Source organism: Streptomyces sp. NPDC005784 (genome assembly GCF_042871525.1).
In the GTDB taxonomy this organism is placed as follows: Bacteria; Actinomycetota; Actinomycetes; order Streptomycetales; family Streptomycetaceae; genus Streptomyces.
On record NZ_JBIAIQ010000011.1, the window covers coordinates 50,098 to 76,744 of the forward strand.

At 69.7% G+C, this 26,647-nt stretch carries 23 protein-coding genes; 16 read left to right on the top strand and 7 right to left on the bottom strand.

Features of this window, described 5'->3' with window-relative positions:
- Nucleotides 1–199 precede the first annotated feature (199 nt).
- The 4 genes from ACFYR3_RS19565 to ACFYR3_RS19580 form a co-directional block, all read right to left on the bottom strand.
- Entirely contained in the window at nucleotides 200–2,158 is a 1,959-nt protein-coding gene (locus tag ACFYR3_RS19565; protein WP_355840894.1) for an amino acid transporter, read from the bottom strand.
- 184 nt (nucleotides 2,159–2,342) lie between these two features.
- Nucleotides 2,343–3,908, bottom strand: coding sequence for a Na+/H+ antiporter (locus ACFYR3_RS19570; RefSeq protein WP_355840892.1), 1,566 nt, complete (start codon nucleotides 3,906–3,908; stop codon nucleotides 2,343–2,345).
- Between the two features lie 205 nt (nucleotides 3,909–4,113).
- A complete protein-coding gene (locus tag ACFYR3_RS19575) occupies nucleotides 4,114–6,093 on the bottom strand; it encodes an APC family permease (protein ID WP_355841000.1) in 1,980 nt (659 codons plus the stop codon).
- A gap of 93 nt (nucleotides 6,094–6,186) precedes the next feature.
- Nucleotides 6,187–6,738 carry a hypothetical protein gene (locus ACFYR3_RS19580; RefSeq protein WP_355840890.1) on the bottom strand — a complete coding sequence of 184 codons (552 nt, stop codon included), beginning with the start codon at nucleotides 6,736–6,738 and terminating at the stop codon, nucleotides 6,187–6,189.
- Nucleotides 6,739–7,342: 604 nt separating this feature from the next.
- On the opposite strand from ACFYR3_RS19580, the gene kdpF reads away from it, so the two are divergent.
- The 6 genes from kdpF (at nucleotide 7,343) to ACFYR3_RS19610 (ending at nucleotide 13,575) form a co-directional block, all read left to right on the top strand.
- Nucleotides 7,343–7,432, top strand: a complete 90-nt coding sequence (kdpF, locus tag ACFYR3_RS19585) for a K(+)-transporting ATPase subunit F (RefSeq protein ID WP_033264828.1) — start codon at nucleotides 7,343–7,345, stop codon at nucleotides 7,430–7,432.
- Nucleotides 7,433–7,464: 32 nt separating this feature from the next.
- Entirely contained in the window at nucleotides 7,465–9,129 is a 1,665-nt protein-coding gene (kdpA, locus tag ACFYR3_RS19590) for a potassium-transporting ATPase subunit KdpA (protein WP_355840888.1), read from the top strand.
- Nucleotides 9,126–11,258, top strand: coding sequence for a potassium-transporting ATPase subunit KdpB (kdpB, locus tag ACFYR3_RS19595; RefSeq protein WP_389284025.1), 2,133 nt, complete (start codon nucleotides 9,126–9,128; stop codon nucleotides 11,256–11,258). Before kdpA ends, kdpB begins: the two co-directional genes overlap by 4 nt.
- Before the next feature lie 24 nt (nucleotides 11,259–11,282).
- Complete coding sequence (locus tag ACFYR3_RS19600; protein WP_389284027.1) at nucleotides 11,283–11,951, top strand: potassium-transporting ATPase subunit C; 669 nt, start codon at nucleotides 11,283–11,285, stop codon at nucleotides 11,949–11,951.
- A gap of 214 nt (nucleotides 11,952–12,165) precedes the next feature.
- The gene (locus ACFYR3_RS19605; RefSeq protein WP_355840882.1) at nucleotides 12,166–12,849 is read left to right on the top strand and encodes a response regulator; all 684 of its coding nucleotides are present in this window, start codon (nucleotides 12,166–12,168) and stop codon (nucleotides 12,847–12,849) included.
- A gap of 219 nt (nucleotides 12,850–13,068) precedes the next feature.
- The gene (locus ACFYR3_RS19610; protein WP_355840880.1) at nucleotides 13,069–13,575 is read left to right on the top strand and encodes a GNAT family N-acetyltransferase; all 507 of its coding nucleotides are present in this window, start codon (nucleotides 13,069–13,071) and stop codon (nucleotides 13,573–13,575) included.
- Between the two features lie 65 nt (nucleotides 13,576–13,640).
- Here ACFYR3_RS19610 and ACFYR3_RS19615 read toward each other — a convergent pair whose 3' ends face one another.
- Together ACFYR3_RS19615 and ACFYR3_RS19620 are read right to left on the bottom strand one after the other, a co-directional pair.
- Complete coding sequence (locus ACFYR3_RS19615; protein WP_389284030.1) at nucleotides 13,641–14,357, bottom strand: class F sortase; 717 nt, start codon at nucleotides 14,355–14,357, stop codon at nucleotides 13,641–13,643.
- Nucleotides 14,358–14,678: 321 nt separating this feature from the next.
- A complete protein-coding gene (locus ACFYR3_RS19620; RefSeq protein WP_355840876.1) occupies nucleotides 14,679–15,365 on the bottom strand; it encodes a hypothetical protein in 687 nt (228 codons plus the stop codon).
- A gap of 608 nt (nucleotides 15,366–15,973) precedes the next feature.
- Here ACFYR3_RS19620 and ACFYR3_RS19625 point away from each other — a divergent pair.
- The 3 genes from ACFYR3_RS19625 to ACFYR3_RS19635 all read left to right on the top strand — a co-directional run bounded on the left by ACFYR3_RS19625 (nucleotide 15,974) and on the right by ACFYR3_RS19635 (nucleotide 17,572).
- A complete protein-coding gene (locus tag ACFYR3_RS19625) occupies nucleotides 15,974–16,711 on the top strand; it encodes an SDR family NAD(P)-dependent oxidoreductase (RefSeq protein WP_389284032.1) in 738 nt (245 codons plus the stop codon).
- 29 nt (nucleotides 16,712–16,740) lie between these two features.
- On the top strand, nucleotides 16,741–16,932 hold the full coding sequence (locus ACFYR3_RS19630; RefSeq protein ID WP_355841006.1) for a hypothetical protein: 192 nt from the start codon (nucleotides 16,741–16,743) through the stop codon (nucleotides 16,930–16,932).
- A gap of 121 nt (nucleotides 16,933–17,053) precedes the next feature.
- Nucleotides 17,054–17,572, top strand: a complete 519-nt coding sequence (locus ACFYR3_RS19635; protein ID WP_355840872.1) for a DUF2231 domain-containing protein — start codon at nucleotides 17,054–17,056, stop codon at nucleotides 17,570–17,572.
- A 163-nt stretch (nucleotides 17,573–17,735) separates the two neighbouring features.
- On the opposite strand, the gene ACFYR3_RS19640 is transcribed toward ACFYR3_RS19635, so the two are convergent.
- Nucleotides 17,736–18,356 carry a hypothetical protein gene (locus tag ACFYR3_RS19640; protein ID WP_355840870.1) on the bottom strand — a complete coding sequence of 207 codons (621 nt, stop codon included), beginning with the start codon at nucleotides 18,354–18,356 and terminating at the stop codon, nucleotides 17,736–17,738.
- A 384-nt stretch (nucleotides 18,357–18,740) separates the two neighbouring features.
- Here ACFYR3_RS19640 and hemL point away from each other — a divergent pair, with 384 nt between their 5' ends.
- The 7 genes from hemL (at nucleotide 18,741) to ccsB (ending at nucleotide 26,616) form a co-directional block, all read left to right on the top strand.
- Nucleotides 18,741–20,057, top strand: a complete 1,317-nt coding sequence (gene hemL / locus ACFYR3_RS19645; RefSeq protein WP_355840869.1) for a glutamate-1-semialdehyde 2,1-aminomutase — start codon at nucleotides 18,741–18,743, stop codon at nucleotides 20,055–20,057.
- On the top strand, nucleotides 20,054–20,770 hold the full coding sequence (locus tag ACFYR3_RS19650) for a histidine phosphatase family protein (RefSeq protein WP_355840867.1): 717 nt from the start codon (nucleotides 20,054–20,056) through the stop codon (nucleotides 20,768–20,770). The genes hemL and ACFYR3_RS19650 overlap by 4 nt, the downstream gene beginning before the upstream one ends.
- 151 nt (nucleotides 20,771–20,921) lie before the next feature.
- The gene (locus tag ACFYR3_RS19655) at nucleotides 20,922–22,184 is read left to right on the top strand and encodes a hypothetical protein (RefSeq protein WP_355840866.1); all 1,263 of its coding nucleotides are present in this window, start codon (nucleotides 20,922–20,924) and stop codon (nucleotides 22,182–22,184) included.
- A 66-nt stretch (nucleotides 22,185–22,250) separates the two neighbouring features.
- A complete protein-coding gene (locus ACFYR3_RS19660; RefSeq protein WP_356784298.1) occupies nucleotides 22,251–22,868 on the top strand; it encodes a TlpA disulfide reductase family protein in 618 nt (205 codons plus the stop codon).
- Nucleotides 22,869–22,918: 50 nt separating this feature from the next.
- The gene (locus ACFYR3_RS19665) at nucleotides 22,919–23,656 is read left to right on the top strand and encodes a cytochrome c biogenesis protein CcdA (protein ID WP_355840998.1); all 738 of its coding nucleotides are present in this window, start codon (nucleotides 22,919–22,921) and stop codon (nucleotides 23,654–23,656) included.
- 3 nt (nucleotides 23,657–23,659) lie between these two features.
- The gene (locus ACFYR3_RS19670) at nucleotides 23,660–25,498 is read left to right on the top strand and encodes a cytochrome c biogenesis protein ResB (protein WP_356784299.1); all 1,839 of its coding nucleotides are present in this window, start codon (nucleotides 23,660–23,662) and stop codon (nucleotides 25,496–25,498) included.
- Nucleotides 25,495–26,616, top strand: coding sequence for a c-type cytochrome biogenesis protein CcsB (gene ccsB / locus ACFYR3_RS19675; protein ID WP_389284036.1), 1,122 nt, complete (start codon nucleotides 25,495–25,497; stop codon nucleotides 26,614–26,616). The genes ACFYR3_RS19670 and ccsB overlap by 4 nt, the downstream gene beginning before the upstream one ends.
- The last annotated feature ends 31 nt before the right edge of the window (nucleotides 26,617–26,647 follow it).

Below are 26,647 nucleotides of genomic sequence, written 5' to 3' on the forward strand. Positions count from 1 at the left end.
CCAGTCTGCCAAGCCGTTGGCGGCATGCGACCTGGTGAGCGGGTCCGTGACCGGCCTTCTTACCGGCCTCTCACCCCTTTCCGGTGTGTCGGACGTGCCCGGAAAGGTCCCGGGTCTCCGGCCGCCGGGGTCGAGCCGGGGTCGAGCCGGGGTCGGGCAGGGGTCGGGCCGGGGTCGGGCCAGGGTGGTCGAGGATCGGTCAGCCGACGTGCACCCGCGGCCGTCGTGCGCGGTCGGGTTCGGCCTCGCGCAGGACTTCCCGGGTGACCGGGGCGACCTCGCCCTGACCGAAGAGGAAGAAGCGCAGGAAGTTGGTGAAGGGGTTGCCCTCGGTCCACTCGAAGTAGATGTGAGGGATGCGGTCCGTGGTGTCGCGGACGTACAGCAGCAGGGCGGCGAGGGCGTTGGGGATGGAGGCGGACTCCAGGGTGAGGACGCGGTAGCGGCCGTGCAGCACTTCGCCGCGTACGGTCATCACCGACTCGAACTCCGAGGGGTCGCCCACGGTGACCTCCAAGAAGACGAAGTCCTCCTGGGCCGGGAGGTCGTGGTCGGCGCGGATCTGCTCGATCTTCTCGCGGTACTCGGCGACGTCGCGCTTGTCGGGCTCGTTGGCGATGAACCGGATCCGTCGGCTCGCGATGTCCCGTACGAACCGCTCGGCCATGTCGTCCATGGTCATGCTGGTCACCCGTAGCTCGAAGGCGCGGGCGAGCCGGGAGAGCAGGGAGACGAGGATGATGCCGGCGATGAAGCAGGCGCCGATCTTCACACCGTCGGGGCGTTCGATGACGTTGACGACGGTCGTGTAGAGGAAGACGGCCGAGATGACGGCGAAGCCGATGGTCCAGTGTTTCTGGCCGGCCTTGTGGGCGGCGATGGTGACGGCGATGGCGGCGGAGCTGATCAGGACGAGGACACCGGTCGCGTACGCGCCGCCCTGCGCGTCGACGTCGGCGTCGAAGATCCAGGTGACCAGGAACGCGATCAGGGTGAAGACGATCACCATGGGGCGGACGGCGCGGGCCCAGTGCGGGGCCATGCCGTAGCGCGGGAGATAGCGCGGCATGAGGTTGAGGAGCCCGGCCATGGCGGAGGCGCCGGCGAACCACAGGATGGCGATCGTGGAGACGTCGTAGACCGTGCCGAAGGCGTTGCCGAGGTACTCGTGGGCCAGATAGGCGAGGGCGCGGCCGTTGGCCTGGCCGCCCGGCTGGAACTCCTTCGGCGGGATCAGCACGGTGGTGATGAAGCTGGTGACGATCAGGAAGACGCTCATGATCACGGCGGCGGTGGTCAGCAGCTTCTTCGCGCCGCGGATCCGCCCGGTCGGCTTCTCCTCGGTGTCGCTGGCCTCGCCCTCGACGTGCGGCATGACCGCGACTCCGGTCTCGAAGCCGGACAGGCCGAGCGCGAGTTTCGGGAAGACCAGCAGGGACACCCCGATCATGGCCAGGACGTTCCCGTGTTCGGCGGTCAGCGCGGTGGTCCAGTCCGTGACGAGGTGCTCGTGGGTGATCACCTCCCAGAGTCCCGAGACGGCGACCACGACGTTGAGGGCGAGGTAGATGCCCACCAGCACCACCGCGACGCCGATCGCCTCCAGGAAGCCCTTGAGGAAGACCGCGCCCAGCAGGGCCACCAGGAACAGGGTGATCACCATCTGCTTGTCGTGCAGCGCGTCGTTCAGATGGGGGTTCTCCACCAGGTGGGTGGAGGCGTCGGCCGCCGAGAGGGTGATGGTGATCAGGAAGTCGGTGGCGGCGAAGCCCAGCAGGGTGAGGACGAACAGCTTGCCCTTCCAGAAGGAGAGCAGGCGTTCCAGCATCGCGATGGAGCCCTCGCCGTGCGGGCTCTCCTCGGCGACGCGGCGGTAGACGGGCAGTGCGCCCGCGAGGGTGACGATGACGAGCACGACGGTCGCCACGGGGGACAGCAGTCCGGCCGCGAGGGCGGCGATGCCCGGCTGGTAGCCGAGGGTGGAGAAGTAGTCGACACCGGTCAGGCACATGACGCGCCACCAGCGCTGCCCCTTGTGCACGGGCGCGGGCGCCGCCGGGCCGGGCAGCCGGCGGCCCTTGGTCTTGCCCATGTCGGACAGGCCTTCCAGCATCCACGCCCGCAATCGGCTCGGCGGGGCGGGCTCGGTGCTGGCCATCGGTGACTCTCCTGACGTACGGCTCTTCGAACGGTTCCGGCCATCGAGGAGACGGCGCCCATCAGCGTATGCAGAGAGTGATCCCCGGGCCCACGCGTCCAGGGGCCCCAGGCGTCAAGCTTGCGTTAAGACCGGCTGGTCGCGCATCACGGGAGCGCCAAGAGGCGGAGTCGTGGGCTCCGGTTCAGGCGTCGGTCAGCCTGGCCTCCTCCAGGTCCAGGGACCGCCGCAACCGCCTGCGGGTGGTGTCGCTGATGCGGTGTTCGTCGTACAGGGTCTGGAGTTCGGCGCCCTCGACGGCGATCAGGTCGCGGCGCAACTGCCGGTAGACGACGTCGGCGGACTCGGTGCCGGTGGTGGCGCCGTTGCCGTCGTCGGGTTCGGCGAGGCGGTCGCGGGCGTCGTCGAGACGGGCCGTCAGGCCCCGGCGCAGCCGGTCGAGGACGACGTCGGGAACGGCCTCCAGTTCCGACAGTTCGTCCAGCCGGCCCAGTCCGGCGTTGGCCAGCCGGCAGCGCGCCGAGGCTTCCTCGCGTTCCGTGTGCGCGGGTTCCAGGGCGATGCCCGAACGCCGGACGACGGAGGCGAGGCTGAAGCCCTGGACGACGAGCGTGACGACCACGACAGAGGTGGTCAGCACCAGGATCAGCGGACGTCCGGCGAGCGACTCAGGTACCGACAGGGCCGCCGCCAGCGGGACCACACCCCGGGTGCCCGCCCAGGTGAGCACCAGCGGGACCCGCCAGTTCATGCGGCCGGTGCCGCCCTCGCGCTGCACCACCGCCGACAGCGGCACCAGCCACAGCAGCCGTACGGCGACGAGGGTGCCCGCCACCGCGAGCGCGTACAGCGGCCAGGCCCGGTCGGTGTCGGACAGCGCCCGCACCTGGGCCGGCAGGGCGAGTCCGATGAGGCTGAAGACGACGCTCTCCAGGAGGAAGACCACCGTGCCGTAGACGGCGTGCAGCTGGAGGCGGATGCGCGCGTTGGTGAGGCGGTCGCCGCGGCCGCCGAGGACGACTCCGGCGACCACGACCGAGGTGACGCCCGAGGTGTGCGCGCCCTCGGCCAGGACGTACGCCGCGTACGGGGTGACCAGGGCGATCACGGTCTCCAGGACGGGGTCCTCGGTACGCCGCCGGATCAGCGCGACGACGGCGGCGACGGCCGCGCCGATGACCGTGCCACCGCCCGCGAGCAGCAGGAACTCCCCGCCCGCGGCGCCCGGGCCCGTGGCGGCGGCCGCCACCGCGATGCTCACCGCCACCCGGAAGAGCACCAGCGACGTGGCGTCGTTGAAGAGGCTCTCCGCCTGGACGAGGACCTGCACCTTGGGCGGCAGCGCGAGCCGTCTGCCGAGGGCGGTGACCGCCACCGGGTCGGTGCTGGCGAGGACCGCGCCCAGCACGAAGGCCGTCGGCCACGACAGCGGTGTGACGAGGGAGGCCACCCAGGCCACCGCCGCCGCCGAGGCCAGCACCAGCCCCGTGGACAGGACTCCGACCGGCTTCCATACCGCGCGCAGTTCCCGCCAGGAGAGTTCCTCGGCGCTCGCGTACAGCAGCGGCGGCAGGACGACGAGCCCGATGATCCCGGGATTGATCTCGATCTGCGGGGTGCCGGGCAGCAGGGCGACGGCGAGGCCCGCGACGACGAGCAGGGAGGGAGCGGGGATGCGCCACCGGCGGGCGAACGTCGCCACCAGGGTGGCGAGTACGACCAGAGCCAAGACTGTTCCCACACTGCGCATGCCGTCCCCCTGGTCATTCGGGGAAACCCTCGGGGTTCCCCGAGGAGTCCGTGTGACTCCCCGCCGACCAGACTTCCCGGCACACCTCTTTCACCCTATCGGGCCAGGGCCCGTCAAGGCAGTGTCAATGTCCCGGCGGTGTCCGGGCGCTGTCGTGGGTCCCGGCCGGGGTGATGGACGCCTATGCCTTCGACCGGGCCCGCGGCTACCGGCTCCGCGGCCGCGGAGGCACCGGCGGTGGCTCTCCCCGGCGGACGGACCCCGCCGCCCGGGCCGCCGGCCGGTCGGCGTGGGCCGAGGAGGAGAGCTGCCAGGGCACGCTCGTCACCATCACGCCCGGGGTGAAGAGCAGCCGGCTCTTGAGCCACAGGGCGGACTGGTTGTGGAGGAGGTTCTCCCACCAGTGGCCGACGACGTACTCGGGGACGAAGACGGCGACGATGTCGCGCGGGCTGTCGCGGCGCACCGCGCGGACGTAGCCGACGACCGGCTTCGTGATCTCGCGGTAGGGGGAGTCGACGATCTTCAGCGGTACGTCGATGCCGTACTCCTCCCAGCGCCTGCGCAGATCGGTCGTCTCGTCCGGGTCGACGGAGACCGTCAGTGCCTCCAACCGGTCGGGGCGGGTGGCGTGCGCGTAGGCGAGGGCCCGCAGCGTCGGCTTGTGCAGCGTGGACACGAGCACGATCGCGAACACCCGGCTGGGCGGTACGAGTTCATCGCGGGGGTCGGTCACCGCCAGCTCCGCCGCCGTCGTGTCGTAATGGCGCCTGATCGCGCGCATCGTCACCCACAGCACGGCCGCCGCGAGGACGGCCAGCCACGCGCCCTGGGTGAACTTGGTGGTCAGGACGATGAGGAGGACGAGTCCGGTGACGACCGCGCCCACCGCGTTGATCGTGCGCGCTGTCTGGTGACGCCGGCGCACGGTCACGTCGGGTTCGCCGCGCAGTGCACGGTTCCAGTGCCGCACCATGCCGAGCTGGGAGAGCGTGAAAGCGGTGAACACGCCGAGGATGTAGAGGTGGATGAGGCTGGTGACGTTGGCCTTGTAGCCCCACAGCAGCAGGCCCGCGACGATCGCGAGGGCCAGGATGCCGTTGGAGAAGGCCAGTCGGTCGCCCCGGTTGTGCAACTGGCGTGGCAGATAGCGGTGTTGGGCGAGGATCGAGGACAGTGAGGGGAAGCCGTTGAAGGCCGTGTTCGCGGCCAGGACCAGGACGAGAGCCGTCGCCGCCTGGATGAAGTAGAAGCCGAAGCTGTGCTCCCCGCCGAACACGGCCGCCGCGACCTGTGCGATGACCGTGCGCTGTGTGTAGGAGGCGCAGTCGCCGCTCAGCCCGGTGAGCCGGCACGCGTCGTCGGTGATGTGCACTTTCGAGACCAGCGCCAGCGTGGTGACGCCGACGAACATGACGATCGCGAGACTGCCCATCGCCGCCAGCGTGGTGGCCGCGTTGCGAGACTTGGGCTTGCGGAACGCCGGTACGCCGTTGGAGATCGCCTCAACGCCGGTCAGCGCCGTACAGCCGGAGGAGAACGCGCGCAGCACCAGCATCACCAGGGCCAGGCCCGTCAGGTGCGCGTCGGCGGGGTCCGGCGTGACGCCGTAGGCGGCGCTCTCGGCGACCGGTGCGTCCCCGAGGGCGTACCGGATCATGCCGGTGACCACCATGACCAGCACACCGCCGATGAACAGGTACGTCGGCGCGGCGAAGGCCCGTCCCGACTCGCGCACCCCGCGCAGGTTGACGGCCGCGAGGAGGGCCACGAAGACGAGCGCCATCGGGACGCGTTCGTGGGCGAGTCCGGGGATCGCCGAGATGATGTTGTCGACGCCGGAGGCGACCGAGACGGCGACCGTCATGACGTAGTCGACCAGGAGCGAGGCGGCGACGACGAGACCGGTCGAGGGGCCCAGGTTCGTCGACGCCACCTCGAAGGAGCCGCCGCCGCTCGGATAGGCGTGCACCACCTGCCGGTACGACAGCACCACGATGGCCATCAGTGCCACCACCGCGCCCGCGATCCACGGCGTGAAGTGCAGATACGCCAGTCCGCCGAGGGTGAGGACGAGCAGGATCTCCTGCGTCGCGTACGCCACGGACGACAGCGGGTCGGAGGCGAAGATCGGCAGGGCCAGCCGTTTGGGCAGCAGCGTCTCGGTCAGTTCCTCGCTGCGCATCGCCCGGCCGATCACCAGGCGTTTGAGGATCTCCGTCACCTTGAGCACGGGCGGAGGCTAAGCCCGAGGAGGAGGGGCGGGCGGCTCCGACACTCAGTCCAGCCCCGACACCTTGAACACCGTCAGCGCCGTCTCACGGTCGATCCGCTCCGAGACGCGGCGCAGCGCCGTCTCCCCGCAGACGAGGGAGCCGCGCAGCGCGGAGACCCGGGCGTCCTCGTCCAGGCGGTGCCACAGCGCCGGGCTGGCGACCAGGACGCGCGGGTCGATCTCCAGCCGTGCGCCGAGGGTGTCGCGCAGCACGAGCCGCTGTCCGACGCCGTCCAGGCAGCGCACGGACACCAGACGGTCGGTCCGTACCCGCCGGGTGCCGAGCGGCCCGCGCGCGGTCAGCCAGCCCTCGCCCGCGGCGATCCGGGTGGGGCACAGGACCAGGAAGAGCAGCGCCGCGAGCGTGAACCACAGCAGGGCGCGCAGGTCGGTGAGGGTGCCGGCCGCCCCGTCGATCAGTACGAGGAGGGCGAGGAGCGCGCCCGCGCAGCGCAGCGAGCTGACCAGGTCCCGGGCCCAGAGAAGGTCGTGCGCGACCTCCTCGGCCGGTGGGGGTACCTCGGCCGCTGCGCACGGGTCGTTGCGGCGTTCCATATGTCCGACGGTAGTGAACCGCAGGGCCGGAAGCGGTCTGCCTTGACGGGTCTTTGATGAGCCGTGGCGTCAACGTTGCGTCAAGGAGGGAGAGATCGGCGCGAAGATCCCGCAAGGGGTGCTCGAGCGGGGCCGGGGCGGGAAACAACCTGGGCGCAGCCGCACACCGCCTCCCCGCGTGTTCGGCTCCTTCGGCGAAGGCCCCGTGAGGTGTTTCGCCCCGAGTCGAGGAGCACCCGCCCCATGTCCGTCCTGACCGCAACCCCCGGTGCCGCCCGGTCGCGCACGCGGTGCGCCGGGACACGGACGCGGTGATCTGCCGCCTGCGGTTCCGGCTGTCCTGACGCGCTGTCCCGACCCGCTGACCTGACGCGCGCCTCCGGCTCCGGCTGCCCCGACTCGTAAGGGATGCGTCAAAGGCGCGCTGTGCCCCGTATGGGAGGCGTCAACGGTGGCCGGATCCGGCCGGTGAGGCGTTTTGCTCTAACAGTCAGTTCAAATCCGAACCTCTTCTAGGAGCTCCGATGGCCGACGTGGCCTTCGTCGTCACCACGATCGCGGTGTTCGCGCTGGTGGCCCTCGTCGCCAAGGGGGTGACGAAGCTGTGACCGCCGAGAACATCGTCGGCCTGGTCGTGGCCGTCGCCCTGCTGGGCTATCTCGTCCTCGCCCTTGTCTTCCCGGAGAGGTTCTGACTGTGACATCAACTGCTGTCGCAGCGGGCGATATGAGTCCCGTTCTCGCCGGCGTGCTCCAGTTGCTGGCCCTCATAGCGGCACTGGCACTCGCCTACCGTCCCCTCGGCGACTACATGGCCCGGGTCTACTCCTCCGACAAGCACCTGCGCGTCGAGAAGTGGATCTACAAGGCCATCGGCGCCAACCCCGACACGGAGATGCGCTGGCCCGCGTACCTGCGTGGTGTCCTGGCCTTCTCCGCCGTCAGCGTCCTCTTCCTCTACGTCCTCCAGCGCGTCCAGGGTCACCTGCCCGGCTCGCTGGGCTTCGCGGCGATCGACCCGGACCAGGCGTTCAACACCGCCGCGTCGTTCGTGACGAACACCAACTGGCAGTCGTACTACGGCGAGCAGGCCATGGGCCACGTCGTGCAGACCGCCGGTCTGGCCGTGCAGAACTTCGTCTCCGCGGCCGTCGGCATCGCGGTGGCCGTGGCTCTCGTCCGCGGCTTCGCGCGCTCACGCACCGGTGAACTCGGCAACTTCTGGTCCGACCTGGTGCGTGGCACGGTCCGCATCCTGCTGCCGCTGTCCGTGGTCGCCGCGGTCGTCCTGGTGGCCTGTGGTGCGATCCAGAACTTTGCCGGTATCCACTCGGTCGGCCAGTTCTTCGGCGGCTCGCAGCAGTGGAACGGTGGCGCGGTGGCCTCGCAGGAGGCGATCAAGGAGGTGGGCACGAACGGTGGCGGTTACTTCAACGCCAACTCCGCGCATCCCTTCGAGAACCCGACACCGTTCTCGAACCTGTTCGAGATCTTCCTGCTGCTGGTCATCCCGTTCGCGCTGACCCGCACCTTCGGTGTCATGGTCGGCTCGGTCCGCCAGGGCTACGCGATCCTCGCCACGATGGTCACCATCTGGATCGGTTTCACCGCGCTGATGATGGCGACCGAGTTCCACCACCACGGTCCCGCGTTCGACATCGCGGGCGGGGCGATGGAGGGCAAGGAGACCCGCTTCGGGGTCGGCGCCTCGTCGATCTTCGCCGTGGCGACCACGCTGACCTCGACGGGTGCGGTGGACTCCTTCCACTCCTCGTTCACCGGACTCGGCGGCGGCATCACGATGCTGGGCATGCAGCTCGGCGAGATCGCGCCAGGTGGTACCGGATCCGGCCTCTACGGCATGCTGATCATGGCGATCATCGCGGTGTTCATCGCCGGTCTGATGGTCGGCCGCACCCCGGAGTACCTGGGCAAGAAGATCGGCACCCGCGAGATCAAGTTCGCGGCCTGCTACATCCTCATCACCCCGGCGCTGGTGCTCGTCTTCACCGCCGCGGCGATGGCGCTGCCCACCCCGGGCCACTCGATGACCAACTCCGGGGCGCACGGATTCTCCGAGATCCTCTACGCCTACACCTCGGGCGCCAACAACAACGGCTCGGCCTTCGCCGGTCTGAACGCCGACACCCAGTGGTTCAACACCACCATCGGGCTGGTCATGCTGCTCGGCCGCTTCCTGCCGATGGTGTTCGTCCTCGCGCTGGCCGGTTCGCTCGCCCGGCAGCAGCCGGTCCCGGCGACCGCAGGCACCCTGCGCACCGAGAAACCCCTGTTCACCGGGCTGCTGGTCGGCGCGATCCTGATCATCACCGGCCTGACCTACTTCCCGGCCCTCGCCCTGGGCCCGCTGGCCGAGGGGCTGGCGTCATGACCACACGTACAGAGAACCAAGAGGACGCGATGTCCACAGCCACCCCGACCCGGGCGCCGCACAGCGATGTGCCCACCGGCCACAAGGACGAAGGAAAGGTCGGCGCGGGCCTGTTCGACGCCAAGCAGCTTCTCAGGTCGCTGCCGGACGCGTTCCGCAAGCTCGACCCGCGGGTGATGGTCAAGTCGCCCGTGATGTTCGTCGTCCTCGTCGGCTCGGTGCTGACGACGGTGTTCTCCTTCAAGGACCCGGGCGACTGGTTCGGCTGGGCGATCAGCGCCTGGCTGTGGCTCACCGTCGTCTTCGCCAACCTGGCGGAGGCGGTGGCCGAGGGACGCGGCAAGGCCCAGGCGGACACCCTCAGGAAGGCCAAGACCGACACGGTCGCGCGCCGCCTCTCGGTGGACGGCCGCTCCGAGGAGCAGGTGCCGGGCACCGAGCTGCGCGTGGGTGACCTGGTGGTCTGTGAGGCGGGCGACATCATCCCCGGCGACGGTGACGTCGTCGAGGGTGTCGCCTCGGTCGACGAGTCGGCCATCACCGGCGAGTCGGCCCCGGTCATCCGGGAGTCCGGCGGCGACCGGTCCGCGGTCACCGGAGGCACGAAGGTCCTCTCCGACCGTGTCGTCATCAAGATCACGACGAAGCCGGGGGAGACGTTCATCGACCGGATGATCGCCCTGGTCGAGGGCGCGGCCCGGCAGAAGACGCCCAACGAGATCGCGCTGAACATCCTTCTCGCGTCCCTGACGATCGTGTTCCTGCTCGCGGTGGCCACCCTGCCGCCGTTCGCGAACTACGCGGGCACGCACCTGACGATGGTCGTCCTGGTGGCCCTCCTGGTCTGTCTGATCCCGACCACCATCGGCGCGCTGCTCTCCGCGATCGGCATCGCGGGCATGGACCGCCTGGTCCAGCGCAACGTCCTGGCGATGTCGGGCCGTGCGGTCGAGGCGGCGGGCGATGTGTCGACGCTGCTGCTGGACAAGACCGGCACCATCACCCTCGGCAACCGGCAGGCGTCGGAGTTCGTGCCGGTGACGGGGACGACCGAGGCCGAGGTCGCCGACGCCGCCCAGCTGTCCTCGCTGGCCGACGAGACACCCGAGGGCCGTTCCATCGTGGTCCTGGCGAAGGAGAAGTACGGGCTGCGCGAGCGCCACCAGGGCGAACTCGCGGGCGCCGAATGGACCACCTTCACCGCCCAGACCCGGATGTCCGGCGTGGACATCGACGGCCGCAGGATCCGCAAGGGCGCGGCCGGTTCGGTCATCACCTGGGTCAAGGAACAGGGCGGCACCGTCTCGACGGACGCAGACACCCTGGCCAACCGCATCTCCGAGTCGGGCGGCACCCCGCTGCTGGTGGCCGTCCACGACGGCAGGGGCGCCCGGGTCCTGGGGGTCATCCACCTCAAGGACGTCGTCAAGGACGGCATGCGTGAGCGGTTCGACGAACTGCGCCGGATGGGCATCAAGACCATCATGATCACGGGTGACAACCCGCTGACCGCGAAGGCGATCGCCGAGGAGGCGGGCGTCGACGACTTCCTCGCGGAGGCGACCCCCGAGGACAAGATGGCGCTCATCAAGCGGGAGCAGGCGGGCGGCAAGCTCGTCGCGATGACGGGCGACGGGACCAACGACGCCCCGGCGCTGGCGCAGGCCGACGTGGGCGTGGCCATGAACACCGGAACCTCGGCCGCCAAGGAGGCCGGGAACATGGTGGACCTGGACTCCAACCCCACCAAGCTGATCGAGATCGTCGAGATCGGCAAGCAACTGCTGATCACCCGGGGCGCGTTGACGACGTTCTCCATCGCCAACGACGTCGCCAAGTACTTCGCGATCATCCCCGCGCTGTTCGCCGCGGTCTATCCGGGCCTGGACAAGCTCAACGTCATGCACCTGTCCTCGCCCGACTCCGCGATCCTCTCCGCCGTCATCTTCAACGCGCTGATCATCATCGCGCTGGTGCCCCTCGCCCTGCGCGGTGTGCGGTACCGCCCGGTCAGCGCCGACAAGTTGCTGCGGCGCAACCTCGGGATCTACGGCCTCGGCGGCCTGGTGGCACCCTTCATCGGCATCAAGATCATCGACCTGCTCATCTCCCTCGTCCCCGGGCTGTAACTCCTCGAAAGCGTGCTGATCCTCATGAACAACTCGGTAACCAACACAGGCCGGTTGCTCTGGGCCGGCCTGCGTGCCCTGCTCGTCCTGACCGTCGTGTGCGGTGTGCTGTATCCGCTCGCCGTCACCGGTATCGCCCAAGGGATCTTCCCCGGCAGGGCGAACGGCTCGGAGATCAGGGCGGACGGCAAGGTGGTCGGCTCCTCGCTCATCGGGCAGGCCTACAACCTGCCGCCGAAGAAGGGCCAGCAGACCCCGGAGCCCGACCTGAAGTGGTTCCAGGGCCGCCCGCAGAACGGCCTCGGGACCAACAGCGTCAACACCCAGTACAACCTGATCCTGTCCGGCGCCACCAACCGTTCCGGTGACAACAAGGACCTCATCGACTGGGTGACCGCCGCCAAGAAGGCCGTCATCAAGGACAACTCGGTGAACGGCTACACGGTCAAGCCCTCCGGCGTGCCGGCCGAGGCGGTCACCTCCTCCGGCTCGGGCCTGGACCCGGACATCTCCCCGGACTACGCGGACATCCAGGTGCACCGGGTCGCGGAGAAGAACGGCCTGCCCGTCGCCCAGGTGCAGAAGCTGGTCGACGAGCACACCGACGGCCGCACCCTCGGCTTCATCGGCGAACCCCGCGTCAACGTCCTCGAACTCAACATCGCACTCAAGGAACTTGTGGCGAAGAACTGACGGATGTACGTACGCCACGCGGGAGTTGGCGACCGAAAGTCGCCCGGAATCGCCAACTCCCCGACTGGTGAGACAGGTTCGCACGTCACTGTCGTCAGCCGTCACCGTTCCTCACCCCGCCCCCGCCCCCGCCCCCGCCCCCGCCCCCGCCCCCGCCCGTGATCAGGAAGGGGCACCGCTCGACCCCCTCCCCGCGACAGGAAAGGCCACACCGATGACCCGGGTGCTCGTGGTGGAGGACGACCGCCGGCTCGTGCGGGCGCTCCTGATCAACATGCAGGCGCGCGGATACGGGGTCGACGCCGCCCCCGACGGCACCACCGCGCTGCGGATCGCCGCCGCGCGCCGACCCGACGTGGTCCTCCTGGACCTCGGGCTGCCCGACATGGACGGCACGGACGTCATCAGGGCCCTGCGCGGCTGGACCCGCGTACCGATCCTGGTGCTGTCGGCGCGCCGGGCCTTCGACGAGAAGGTAGCCGCGCTCGACGCGGGCGCCGACGACTACATCACCAAGCCGTTCAGCATGGACGAACTGCTGGCCCGGCTGCGGGCCGCCGTCCGCCGCACCGAGACACCGGCGCTCGCCCCCGAGACCGTCCTGGTCACCACCGACCAGTTCACCGTCGACCTGGCCGCCAAGAAGGCGACCCGCGCCGGGCGCGACATCCGTCTCACGCCCACCGAGTGGCAACTGCTGGAGATCCTGGTCTGCAATCCGGGCCGGCTCATCACCCAGCGCCGGCTCCTCCAGGAGGTGTGGGGTGTCTCGGTCGGCAACCGGACCAATTACCTGCGGGTGTACATGGCCCAGCTCAGACGGAAGCTGGAGGCGGACCCGTCCCACCCCCGCCATCTGATCACCGAGCCCGGCATGGGCTACCGCTTCGAGGCGTGAGGGGAGGGGCGGGGCGGCTGCGGAGGAGGACGGGCGCGGGCGTCGGAGAGTAAGCGTGGGGAGCGGGTGATGGGGACCGGACGGCGAGAGGGAGCGGGCGAGGGCGCCGAGGGAGCAGGCGGAGAGGGCGCGGGCGGAGGGGGGCGCGGGCGGAGGGGGAGCGGGCGTCGGGGAAAAAAGGGGAGGTGTCACGGCCTGGGCGGTTGGAGACTCGGGCGCATGACCGAACTCATGACGCCACCCCGCCTCATCCAGCCCACGACGGCCGTGCGGGACTCGTATCTGGCCGGTGAGCGGGCCGACTGCGTGGCCGAGGGCAGGAGCACGGAGTGGCTCGGCCCCGCAGCCGACGACTTCGCGGCCTTCGTCGAGCAGCGGCGCGGTGTGCGGACCCGCTGGGGCGTCCCGTCCACCCTGTTCTGGTACGTCTCCGGCGCGCACTACCTCGGCGGCCTCGTCGTCCGGCACGGCCTCACCCCGGAATTGGCCGAGGTCGGCGGCCATGTCGGCTACCACGTGGTCAACCCGTGGCGCCGTCAGGGGCACGCCACGCGGATGCTCGCGGCGGGCCTCGGCGAATGCCGCCGCCTCGGACTCGACAGCGTGCTGCTGACCTGCGCCGCCGACAACGAGAGCTCCCGTCGCGTGATCCTGGCCAACGGCGGTGTCCCCGACGGCCGTTCGCGGGGTGAGGACCGTTTCTGGATCGACCTCGGGAGCCTGTGAGCGGCCCGGCCCTAGCCCCCTCGGCCGGCAGATGAACGCCCTGCCGGTGCCCCGTGCTCGTCCGGTCAGACGAGGTGGGCGAAGACCACCAGGTTGTCGGTGTAGTCCCTGACGGTGCGGTCGTAGGTGCCGGCGCACGTGATGAGGCGGACCTCGGCGTCGGGTGTGTCGGCGTACACCCGGTTGTCGGGGAAGTCGTCCTTCGCGAAGGTCTCCGCGCTGTCGACGACGAAGGACGCCGTCCTGCCGTCGGACCGCTCGACGCTGAACTTGTCGCCCTTCTCCAGGTCGCCGAGACCGGCGAACACGGCGGCGGAGGTCGTCGTGTCGACGTGCCCGGCGATGATCGCCGCACCCGTCTCACCGGGGGAGACGCCCTTGGCGTACCAGCCGACCAGGTTCGTGTCGCCCGCCGGCGGGGGCTGGAGTTTGCCCGTGTCGTCGATGGCGAGGTCGGTGAAGGGCGCGTCCACCGAGATCTTCGGGATGAGCAGCCGGGTCGGCGCGGACCGCGGGAGATGCTTCCCGGCCGGGCGATCGTTCGAGGGCGAGGCGGAGGACGTAGCCGGGTGCGAGGGTGCGGCCGGGTGCGAGGGCGCGGGGGCCGCGGCGGCACGGGAAGTGGGGGAGGGCCCGGACGGTTCGTCGTGGCGGTGGAGCAGGTTCGTGGCCAGCAGGACCGCGACACCGGCGCACCACACGACCCACGTCACACGACGCCGGAAGTTCCGCTCGGGCGACGTGTACGGGGTCTCGGCAGGAGAAGACAACCGGGCTGCCATCGGGCACCACCTCATCGGGTCGGGGCAGCAGAGCGGACTGGGCGGAAACAGCGGGACCAGCAAGAGCAGCAAAAGCAGCGGTAGAGGCAGAAGCAGGAGAAGCAGAAGCAGAAGCAGGAGAGGCAGAAGCAGGAGAAGCCAAGGCGGGACGAGCAGGAGCAACAGGAGGCGGGTCGGCGACTGGAGTGGGGGTCGGGAGACGAAGAGCGGGCCGGTGCGGGAGAGGGGGATCGGGCCGGGGTGGGAGGGGGAGACCGGCCGGGCCGCCAGGGGGTGAGTGGGTGGCGGCCCGGACCGCTATCGCTATGTCGTCAGGCATGGTCAGGCCACACCGCCCTGCGCGCTTCTACGGCGCAGCATGTACACGCCTGCGGCTGCGAGGCCCAGGACCCCGACTCCGCCGGCCGTGATGCCCGACGACGTGGCGAGACCGCCGCCACCGGTGTGCATGCCGCCGTGCGGCTTGTCCTCCTCCTTGCTGCTCGAGTCCCACGAGCCCTTGTCCTGCTTGCTGCTCGAGTCCCATGAGCCCTTGTCCTGCTTGCTGCTCGAGTCCCATGAGCCCTTGTCCTGCCCGGAGTCCCAGGAACCGCTGCTGCTGTCGGAGCTGGAGGAACCCTTGTCCTTGTAGGTCTCCGGGTCGTACTTCTTGTCGCCCTTGGACGAGTCGTCCGTCTTGACGGACATCAGCGCACCGCCGCCGGTGTGCACGCCGCCTTCCGGCTTCTCGTGGCTCCAGGAGCCCTTGTCGTGGTCGCTGTCCTTGCCGTGCTCCTTGCCGTATCCGGAGTCTTCGTGCTCCTTGCCGTACCCGGAGTCCTTCTGCTCCTTGCCGTATCCGGAGTCCTCGTGCTCCTTGCTGGAGGAAGAGGAGGACGAAGAGGAAGAGGAGGAAGAGGAGTCGTCGTGGCCCCAGTCGCCGGCCGAGACGGCGTACGCGCCGGGGGCGGCGATCGCGAGAGCGGCGGTGGCCGTCGCGGCAGCCAGGAGCATGCGGGCAGATCGCATTGGCGGAGTCCTTCCGTCAGGACCAGGCAGCTGACCTCTTGTCAGCAGACAAAAACCCGGCCCGACGTGATCCACCGTCAATCCGAAGAGCGAAGCGCACCACCCGGGAAGCTCACCCGGCCTACCACCGAGGCCCCGCCCGTCGGCCTCCCTGACGGCCGTCCACGGGCGGACCGACCTTTCTGACCTGCTGATTCACCGTGCCTGACAGGTGGTCGGCGGCCCTGTGCGGAGCCCCACGCATGACCCGATCGGCGGCGACACGTCTGCTTCGCCCGGATGAGCGGAGGGGGGTGCCGCCCGGCGTCAGATCCCGGTGTCCCGGCGGCTCTTGTCCTTTGGAGAGCCATGGGCGATTCATGAGCGAGTCATGTCTTCCGGCGACTCAGGGTGTCCGCGGACGCGGGAGACGGGAGCCGAACGCGAGTGCAGCCGCCACCTCGGGCTGCCCGCTGACTTGGCGGTCGGCCGAAGGGCTGCCTGCTGACTTGGCGGTCGGCCGCCGGGCGCCCGTCATCCACCACCGCGGCCCCCACTCCGACCGGCCGCCCCTGGTCCCCGGCCGTCCCCTGGCACACTGATCGTTTGCGTGGACAAGAGAGGCGATCATGCGAAACGGACGGAAGGTCACGGTGGTGACCGGCGGCAGCCGCGGTATCGGTGCCGCCGTCTGCCGACGGCTGGCGCTGGAGGGCCATGACGTCGTCATCGGCTACCGGTCCGATCGCGCGGCGGCCGAGAAGGTGGCGGACGCCGTCGCGGACGCGGGCCGGCGCTGCCTGCCGGTGGCCGTGGACACCTCCGACCCCGCCGCGGTCGACGGGCTCTTCGACGCGGCGGCCGCCGAACTCGGCCGCGTCACCGCACTGGTGAACAACGCCGGCGTCAGCGGACCCAACGGGCCGCTGGCCGAAGCCGACCCGGACGGCATGCGGGACGCCCTCGCGGTCAACGTCCTCGGCTATCTGCTCTGCGCGCGCCGCGCCGTACGGGACATGACCGCGGCCGGCGGGGGCGCGATCGTCAATGTCTCGTCCGCGGCGGCGACCCTCGGCAGTCCGGGCCAGTACGTCCACTACGCCGCCGCGAAGGCGGCTGTCGACGCCCTGACCATCGGCCTGTCCAAGGAGGTGGCGGCCGACGGCATCCGGGTGAACTGCGTCGCCCCGGGCACGGTCTGGACCGACTTCCACGAGGACCCGCAGCGCCCGGCCCGGGTGGCCGCGGGCATCCCGATGGGCCGCGCGGGCCGACCGGAGGAGATCTCCGGCGCGGTGGCCTGGCTCCTGTCGGACGACGCCTCGTACACGACGGGTGCGGTACTGCGGGTGGCGGGCGGGCTCTAGAAACTCCTGTCGGGGTTCCCGGCTACCAGGTGACTGGGCGAACCCGAGAGAACGCCCAGGTCGCAGGCGGCGTCGTCGTCCTGGCCGGCGAGTCCGCCCAGGTCGAGCGCGGCACGCACGAGCCCGTACGCAGTGGCGTCGTCAACGCGGGCGGTGTCTTCGAGCTCCGGGCGACCGCCGGCGCGCAGGACAGCACGTACGCGGAGATCGGGTGCCGATGAGGCTCAGAGGCAACTGAGAAGTCCCTGTGAAAGGGTGCCGACGTTCTTCGTGGCGGCTGGAGATCCAGTCCGCGCGCCTACGGTCCGGCCAACCCCCCAACTCCCCGTGGAGAAAGCCCCCATGAGTCTCACTGTTGTCAACGGACTGCCCGCACACATCTTGTTCGTGCACTTCGTCATCGTGCTGGTGCCTCTGAGCGCCCTGGCGCTCATAGTGTGCGCGGTGTGGCCCGGCGCGGCCCGGCGGCTCGGCCTGCTGCTGCCCGTCCTCGCGCTCGTGACGCTGGCGACGGTGCCGGTGTCCACCCACGCGGGGGAGTGGCTGGAACAGCACGTCGGCAGCGACCCGCTGGTGCGCAAGCACGCCGAACTCGGCGACGGCCTGCTGCCGTGGGCTCTCGGCCTCTTCGTGATCTCGGCCGTCATCTGGTGGACGGCCCGCAGCTCGGCGCCCGCCGCGGACGGCACGGCGGGTGGCTCCTGGTCGTCCTCGGCACTGGCTCGGGGCGCGGTCGTGATCGTTTCCCTCGCCGTCGCGGTCGGCGCCGTGGTGGACGTCTACCGGATCGGTGACTCGGGCGCCAAGGCCGCCTGGCACGACAACTACTCGAAGACGGCCACGCAGCACGGCGACGGCTGACGGTCGAGGCCGCCGGCGAACGGAGATCCGCACGCCGCCCGGGGCACATCGGTGCCCCGGTGAAACCGATGGGCCCTTCAAAGCGCCCCGGCCGCCTGATGGCCCCTCTCGGCACGGAAAAGGGCGAGGTCCGAAGACCTCGCCCTTTTCCGTGCAACCAGGCTCACGGCCAGACCAAGCAATAAGGCTGATGCCCCGCCTCATGCAGCCGGTGTGAGAAGTCCTGCCACTCGTGCAGCAGCTGGTAGACGTTGAAGGCGTCCCGTGGGCCGCCCCGGTCCGGGACGGTGGACCAGATGAAAGCGGCCGCGCCGACGGCCTCCTCGCCTATGCCGCGCAGCGGGTCGACGACGGTCATCGGGAGCTTGACCACGGCGTAGTCGGGGTGCAGAACGACCAGTTCGAGCGGCGGCACCTTGTGCAGGGGGACGCCTTCTATGCCGGTGAGGACCATCGCGGCCATCGTCTCCGGCTTGATCTTGGTGAACATGCCGTTCATGCCGAGCTCGTCGCCGCCGAGTTCCTCGGGGCGCATCGAGATCGGGACCCGGGCCGCCGTCGCGCCGTCCGGCGCGCCGAAATATTTGTACGTCACCCCCACCCGGCCACCATTCCCGCTCTCCGCTCGCAGTCGCTCGATCCGCTCGGGCTCACCCTGCGATCCCTGTGCCTGTCCCGCTCTGGCTCCGGCGGCTTCCTCCGCCTCGCGCCGGTGCTTCCCCCGCCGGGCACGCCGAGGGTTGAGGTCATCGGTCCCCTCGCCCAGTCCGCCACCGCGATGCATATCTCCACCCGACTGCTTTTCTAAGTCGCGAGACCCCCGCCACGCAACCCGATCATCGTGACAGTGACCTCCCCCACGGTCGCACGCCGAAACGTACGCCGAAACACCTGTCCGCGGGATCTTCGCGGCCCCTGAACACCGTCGTTCATGTGAGCTGTCCGTTCGTAGCCCAGTTTCGCAGATGGCCGGGGGAAGGAACCCGTTTGTCGTACCGGGCTCCGTCACACTGGCTCCGCGATGGCCGGGATCATTCCTCTGTGGAGCCGTACGTCGGGCCGGGTTCATCCGTTCACAGTCTCCCGTTCTTCCCCTCACGGCTCCCCTGGGCCCCTGGCCTACCCTGAGGAGGTCACTAGCCCCCCGGAGTCGGAGACGTCGCAGGTCATGACCGAACTGCCTTATCCCTATGCAGCCCCAGCCTCGCAGTCGCTGTTCGACCGTGCGACGGCCGTCACGCCAGGTGGCGTGAATTCTCCGGTGCGCGCCTTCCGCGCCGTGGGCGGTACGCCCCGGTTCATGGTGTCCGGTACCGGTCCGTATCTGACCGACGCCGACGGCCGTGAGTATGTCGACCTCGTCTGTTCCTGGGGTCCGATGATCCTCGGGCACTCCCACCCCGAGGTCATCGCCGCCGTTCAGGAGGCCGTCTCGCGCGGTACGTCCTTCGGCACACCCGGTGAGGGAGAGGTCGCCCTCGCCGAGGAGATCGTCGCCCGCGTCGAGCCCGTCGAGCAGGTCCGGCTCGTCTCCAGCGGCACCGAGGCGACCATGTCGGCCATCCGGCTGGCCCGCGGGTTCACCCGGCGGTCGAAGGTGATCAAGTTCGCCGGCTGCTACCACGGGCACGTCGACTCGCTGCTCGCCGCGGCGGGCAGCGGGCTGGCCACCTTCGCGCTGCCCGACACGCCCGGTGTCACCGGTGCCCAGGCCGCCGACACCATCGTCCTGCCCTACAACGATCTCGAAGCCGTGCAGGCCGCCTTCCACGCGCACCCCGGTGAGATCGCCTGTGTGATCACCGAGGCCTCGCCCGGAAACATGGGTGTGGTTCCTCCCGCGCCCGGCTTCAACCAGGGCCTCAAGGACGCCTGCGCGAAGAACGGCGCCCTCTTCGTCTCCGACGAGGTCATGACCGGCTTCCGCACCAGCAGGGCCGGCTGGTACGGGATCGACGGCGTACGTCCCGACCTGATGACCTTCGGCAAGGTGATGGGCGGCGGCTTCCCGGCCGCCGCGTTCGGTGGCCGTGAGGACGTCATGGCGCATCTCGCGCCGGCCGGGCCGGTGTACCAGGCGGGCACGCTCTCGGGCAATCCCGTCGCCACCGCCGCCGGGCTCGCGCAGCTGCGGCTGCTCGACGAGGCCGCGTACGGCAAGGTCGACGCGGTGTCGGAGCGGATCCGGACGCTGGTGACCGAGGCGCTCACCAAGGAGGGCGTGACCCACCGTCTGCAGAGCGCCTCCAACATGTTCTCCGTCTTCTTCACGGGACGCGAGGTGCGCGACTACGAGGGCGCGAAGGCGCAGGAGTCCTTCCGCTACACCGCGTTCTTCCACTCGATGCTGGCGCAGGGCGTGTATCTGCCGCCGTCCTCGTTCGAGTCGTGGTTCGTTTCGACGGCCCATGACGACCAGGCGGTTCAGCGGATCGCCGACGCCCTTCCGGCGGCGGCTCGGGCAGCGGCGGAGGCCACGGCATGAGCGAGACCATCGGTACGAACGGCGACAGCGGCAGCACCGGCGACGACATCACCGTCGTCCACCTGATGCGGCACGGCGAGGTCGCCAACCCGGGCGGGGTGCTCTACGGGCGGCTGCCCGGGTACCACCTCTCCGAGCTCGGACGGCAGATGGCCGACCGGGTGGCCGAGCACCTCACCTCGCGCGATGTCACGCATGTCGTGGCCTCGCCGCTGGAGCGGGCGCAGGAGACGGCCACGCCGATCGCGAAGGCCCACGGGCTCGACCTGGCGACCGACGGGCGGCTCATCGAGGCCGACAACGTCTTCCAGGGCAAGACCTTCGGTGTCGGGGACGGCGCGCTGCGGCGGCCGGAGAACTGGAAGCACCTCGTCAACCCCTTCAAGCCGTCCTGGGGCGAGCCGTACGTCGACCAGGTCGTCCGGATGATGGGGGCGCTGGACGCCGCCAAGGATGCCGCGCGGGGCCATGAGGCGGTGCTGGTGAGTCATCAGCTGCCGATCTGGATCGTCCGCAGCTATGTGGAGAAGCGGCGGCTCTGGCACGATCCGCGCAAACGTCAGTGCACGCTGGCGTCTTTGACCACCTTCACCTACCGCGGCGACAAGATCGTGTCCGTGGGCTACACCGAGCCCGCCCGTGATCTGGTTCCGGCTCATCTCCTCGCGGGCGCCAAGCCGGTGAAGGGCAAGAGCAAGGCTTTCGGGGCCTGACGGTCAAAAGCGGAGAGCCGGGCCAAATGGGCGCATCTTCGTAAAATCACATAAATCTGCGCGCGTTAAACGGAACCCGCGACTTCATCGCGCCCTCTCATGGGATACAAGCTGAGAGTCAGCTGAGAGGGTGCGATGAAAAGAGGACCGTATGCGCGACGTCAGCCGAAGGGGAATGATCGGCCTCGGTGCGGGTGCGGCGACCGCGCTCGGACTCGCCGCGTGCGGCACCACCTCGGGCAAGGGAGCCGAGCGGCATCCTGACCCTTCCGCCACGGCCGGCACCGGCCGGCCCGGCGCCCCGAAGAAGCCGGCCGTGCGTCTCATCGGCGACGGCTCCACCGCCTACACCGGCAAGCAGCCGCGCCAGCCCCAGGCCCCCGTGCCGCTGGAACCCGGCGAGACCCCGCCGCAGTTCGTGGTCTTCTCCTGGGACGGCGCCGGAGAGGTCGGCACCGGTCTCTTCGACCGCTTCCTCCAGCTCGCCAAGGCGAACGACGCCCACATGACGTTCTTCCTCTCCGGGCTGTATCTGCTGCCCGAGTCGAAGAAGCGCGCGTACGACCCGCCGAACAACCCCCGCGGCGCCTCGGACATCGGTTATCTCAGCGACGAGCACGTCCGTTCCACGCTGAAGCTGGTCCGTCAGGCCTGGCTCGACGGCCACGAGATCGGCACCCACTTCAACGGCCACTTCTGCGGCGGCTCCGGCTCGGTCGGCAACTGGACGCCCCGGCAGTGGCACAGCGAGATCGAACAGGCCAAGTCCTTCGTCACCGAGTGGCGCACCAACTCGGGCTGGACCGATCTGCCCCCGCTGCCCTTCGACTACGAGAAGGAACTCATCGGCGCCCGCACCCCTTGCCTGCTCGGCCAGAACAACCTGCTGCCCGCCGCCAGGGAGCTCGGTTGGCGTTACGACGCCTCCTCGCCCGGCGGTGTCCAGCGCTGGCCGCAGAAGAAGGAGGGGCTCTGGGACCTGCCGCTGCAGGCGATGCCCTTCCCCGGGCACCGCTTCGAGGTCCTCTCGATGGACTACAACATCCTCGCCAACCAGTCGGTCGCCTCCACCCGGGCGCCCTCGTACAACTACCCGGGCTGGCGCACCCAGGCGTCCGCGTCGTATGTCGCCGGTTTCAAGCGGGCATACGAGACGAACCGGGCCCCCTTCTTCATCGGCAACCACTTCGAGGAGTGGAACGGCGGCATCTACATGGACGCCGTCGAGCACGTGTTCACCCACGTCGCCCGGGAGAAGGAGAAGGGCGCCGACGTGCGCATGGTCTCCTTCCGTCAGTTCGTGGACTGGCTGGACGTACAGCGGCCCGAGGTGCTGGCGAAACTCCAGTCGATGGACGTGGCGGAGCAGCCGGACGGAGGCTGGCACTCCTTCCTCCGGGGGCAGGCCGCCTGAAATGCGGGTTTCCGCCCGCAAGGGGGGTGCGGAAGATCCCCGAAACGGGCATGCGAAACTTTTCACATGAGTGCCGCCTGCCGCGCAGACCAGCGCCCGAACCGCACCCGCGCCGCCCTGTACACCGCAGGGGCCGCCATCGCCGCGCTCGTCCTGTCCGCGTGCGGATCCGGCGGCACCTCCGGCGGTGCGGGCAACAGCAACTACGTCTCCGGCAAGGACGGCATCTCCACCGTCGCCAAGGGGTCCAGGGACGCCGTCCCGGACCTCTCCGGCAAGACCGTCGACGGCAAGCAGCTCGACATCGCGGACTACAAGGGCAAGGTCGTCGTCCTCAACGTGTGGGGCTCCTGGTGTCCTCCGTGCCGCGCCGAGACGCCGAACTTCGTCAAGGTCGCCAAGGAGACCGCCGGGCAGGGCGTGCAGTTCGTCGGCATCAACACGCGTGACGCCAGCACCGCACTGGCGAAGGCCTTCGAGACGGAGCAGAAGGTCACGTATCCCAGCCTGTACGACCCGACGGGCAAGCTGATGCTCCGGTTCAAGAAGGGCACGCTCAACCCGCAGACGATCCCCTCCACGCTCGTCATCGACCGGGACGGGAAGATCGCGGCCCGCACGCTGCAGGCGCTCAGCGAAGACAAGCTGCACGAGATGCTCGACCCCATCGTCGCGGAGAAGTGACCGGCGTGTCCCTTCTCCTGGCCTCCACGGACCTCGCCGCCCCGACCGGCATGAACACCACGGTCTACAGCGGCGCCCTGCTGCTCGCGCTGCCGATCGCGGTGCTCGGCGGGCTCGTCTCGTTCTTCTCACCGTGCGTCCTGCCGCTCGTGCCCGGCTATCTGTCGTACGTCACCGGAGTCAGCGGCACGGATCTGGCGGAGGCCAGGCGGGGACGGATGGTCGCGGGGGCCAGTCTGTTCGTGCTCGGCTTCACCGCCGTGTTCGTCTCCGGCGGGGCGCTGTTCGGGTACTTCGGCTCGACGTTGCACGAGTACAACGGCATGCTCAGCAAGGTCCTCGGTGCGCTGATGATCGCGCTCGGTGTGTTCTTCATGGGGCTGATGCCCTGGCTCACCCAGCGCGAATTCCGCTTCCACCGGCGGCCGGTGACAGGGCTCGCGGGGGCGCCGGTCCTGGGCGCGCTCTTCGGCATCGGCTGGACGCCGTGTCTGGGCCCGACACTCACCTCCGTCAACATGCTCTCCATGGACCAGGCGAGCGCCGGGCGGGGGGCCATACTGACCGTCGCCTACTGCCTCGGTCTGGGAGTGCCCTTCGTCCTCGCCGCGGTCGCCTTCCGCAAGGCGCTCGGCGCGTTCGGCTGGGTGAAGCGGCACTACACCTGGGTGATGAGGATCGGTGGCGGAATGATGATCGTGACCGGCCTGCTCCTGCTCACCGGCGCCTGGGACGGCATCGTGCAGCAGATGCAGACCTGGTCCGACGGCTTCACGGTAGGGATCTGATCCATGAGCACGACCGACACCGGCAACACGTCCGAGTCCGCCGCGACGCCGGAGGACGGCGGCGCGCCGGACCCGGTGAGCACCAAGCGGCACATCGGGGTGAGCGCCGACGGCGAACTCGGCGAGGCCGGGTCCCAGTTGTCCACCGCGCCCGTGGAGACGGCGGTGCCCGGCTCCTTCGGCGGCGCGCGGACACCCGGCGCCCTGGGGTGGCTCGCGTGGACCGCCCGCGAGGTGACCGGCTGGGCCCGCTGGTTCTGGCGCCAGCTCACGTCGATGCGGGTCGCGCTGATCCTGCTCTTCCTGCTGTCGCTCGGCGCCATCCCCGGATCGCTGATCCCGCAGTCCGGCACCGACGCGGCGAAGGTGCAGGACTTCAAGGACGCCCACAGCGTGCTCGGTCCGGTCTACGACCGGCTCGGCCTGTTCCATGTGTACAGCTCGGTGTGGTTCTCCTCGATCTACATCCTGCTGTTCGTCTCGCTCATCGGCTGCATCGTGCCCCGCACCTGGCAGTTCGTCGGACAGCTCCGCGGCCGTCCGCCGGGCGCCCCCAAGCGGCTGACCCGGCTGCCCGCGTACGCGACCTGGCGCACCGGGGCCGAGCCCGAGCAGGTCCGCGAGATCGCGCTCCAGGTGCTCAAGCAGAAGCGGTTCCGGGCGCACATCGAGAAGGACGCCGTCGCCGCGGAGAAGGGCTATCTGCGCGAGACCGGCAACCTGCTCTTCCACATCGCGCTGATCGTGATGCTCGTCGCCTTCGCCTGGGGCCAGCTCTTCAAGTCCGAGGGCGACAAGCTGATCGTCGAGGGCGACGGCTTCTCCAACACACTGCTGTCCTACGACGACTTCAAGTCCGGCAACCTCTTCAGCACCGACGACCTGACGCCGTTCAGCTTCGATCTGAAGAAGTTCACCGGTACCTACGAGCGGACCGGCCCCAACAAGGGCACCCCCCGCACGTACCAGGCGGCCGTCACCTACAGCGTCGGCGCCTACGGCAAGGACCGGAAGACGCTCGTCAAGGTCAACGAGCCGCTGGTGATCGGTGACACGAAGGTCTATCTCACCGCCCACGGCTACGCGCCCACCGTGACGGTCCGGGACGGCAAGGGCAACGTCGTCTTCCACGACGCCGTGCCGCTGCTGCCGCTCGACTCGAACGTCACCTCGCAGGGCGCCGTCAAGGTCATGGACGGCTACCGGAACGCGCAGGGGACGAGCGAACAGCTCGGCTTCTCCGCCTTCTTCGTGCCGACCTTCGCCGGGGCCGGCAAGGGCGACATGTTCTCCCAGTTCCCCGCGCTCGACTACCCCGTGCTCGCGCTGAGCGGCTTCCACGGCAGCCTGGGGGTCGACGCGGGCCTCCCGCAGAACGTGTACCAGCTCGACACGACCCACATGAAGCAGTTCAAGGACGCCAAGGGTGCGATCGTCAAGGCGCGGCTGCGGCCCGGCGAGACGATGGCGCTGCCGGACGGCGCCGGCTCGATCACCTTCGACAAGGACATCAAGGAGTGGGCGAACTTCCAGGTCACCCAGCAGCCCGGCAGTGACTGGGCGCTGGCCGGGGCGTTCACCGCGATCTTCGGACTCGCCGGGTCGCTGTTCATCCAGCGCCGCCGGGTCTGGGTGCGCGCGACCACCGGCGCCGACGGTGTCACCGTCGTCGAGATGGCCGGGCTCGGCCGCAGCGAGTCCGCGAAGCTTCCCGAAGAGCTCGGCGACCTGGCCGCGCTCGTGCACGAACAGGCACCCACCAAGCCCGACGAAGACGCGGCACCCACCGACGCCGACGCCGAACCCCCCGTACCCGCCGCTGAAGGGTCTGAGAAGCAGTGACGCTCGCCACCGCACACGACCTGGGCGCCGTGACCGATCTGGCCACCGCGACCAACGAACACCTCGCCAACATCAGCAACACGCTGATCTACTCCGCGATGGCCGTCTACACCCTGGCCTTCTTCGCCTTCATCGCCGAGTGGCTCTTCGGCAGCCGCAGCAAGGTCGCCCGCACCGCCAACGCGCTCACCGCGAACGGTGCGAAGACGGCCGCGGCGGCCCCCGAGGTCACCGTGCAGAAGGCCGGCGGCACCGCCGTGCTGGAGCGGCCGAAGGTCGTCACCCGGTCCGCGGCGGGCGCGCGGGACGTACCCGACGGGCCCGGCGCGCACGGCGGGGACGAGCAGGGCGACCTCTACGGGCGTATCGCCGTGTCCCTCAGCGTGCTGGCCTGGGCCGTCGAGGCGGCCGGTGTGCTCGCCCGCGCCATGTCGGTCGGGCGCGCCCCGTGGGGCAACATGTACGAGTTCAACATCACCTTCTCCACCGTCGCCGTCGCGGTGTTCCTCGTCCTGCTCGCGCTGAAGAAGAACGTCCGCTGGCTCGGCCTCCCGCTGATCACCACGGTCCTCCTCGATCTCGGTCTCGCCGTCACGGTCCTGTACACCGCGAGCGACCAGCTGGTTCCCGCGCTGCACTCGTACTGGCTGTACATCCACGTCTCGACCGCGATCCTGTGCGGCGCCGTCTTCTACGTGGGCGCCGTCGGCACGATCCTGTACCTCTTCAAGGACTCGTACGAGAACAAGCTGGTGAACGGCGGACAGCCCGGCAGCTTCGCCACCTCCGTCATGGAGCGGCTGCCCTCCGCGGCCTCGCTCGACAAGTTCTCCTACCGCGTGAACGCCGCCGTCTTCCCGCTGTGGACGTTCACGATCATCGCGGGCGCGATCTGGGCGGGCGACGCCTGGGGCCGCTACTGGGGCTGGGACCCCAAGGAGACCTGGGCGTTCATCACCTGGGTCGCCTACGCCTGCCACCTGCACGCGCGCGCCACGGCCGGCTGGAAGGGCCGCAAGGCCGCCTACATCGCCCTGATCGCCTTCGGCTGCTGGCTGTTCAACTACTACGGCGTCAACATCTTCGTCGGCGGCAAGCACTCCTACGCAGGAGTCTGACCCGCCCGGACACCTCAAGGCCGGCCCCGGT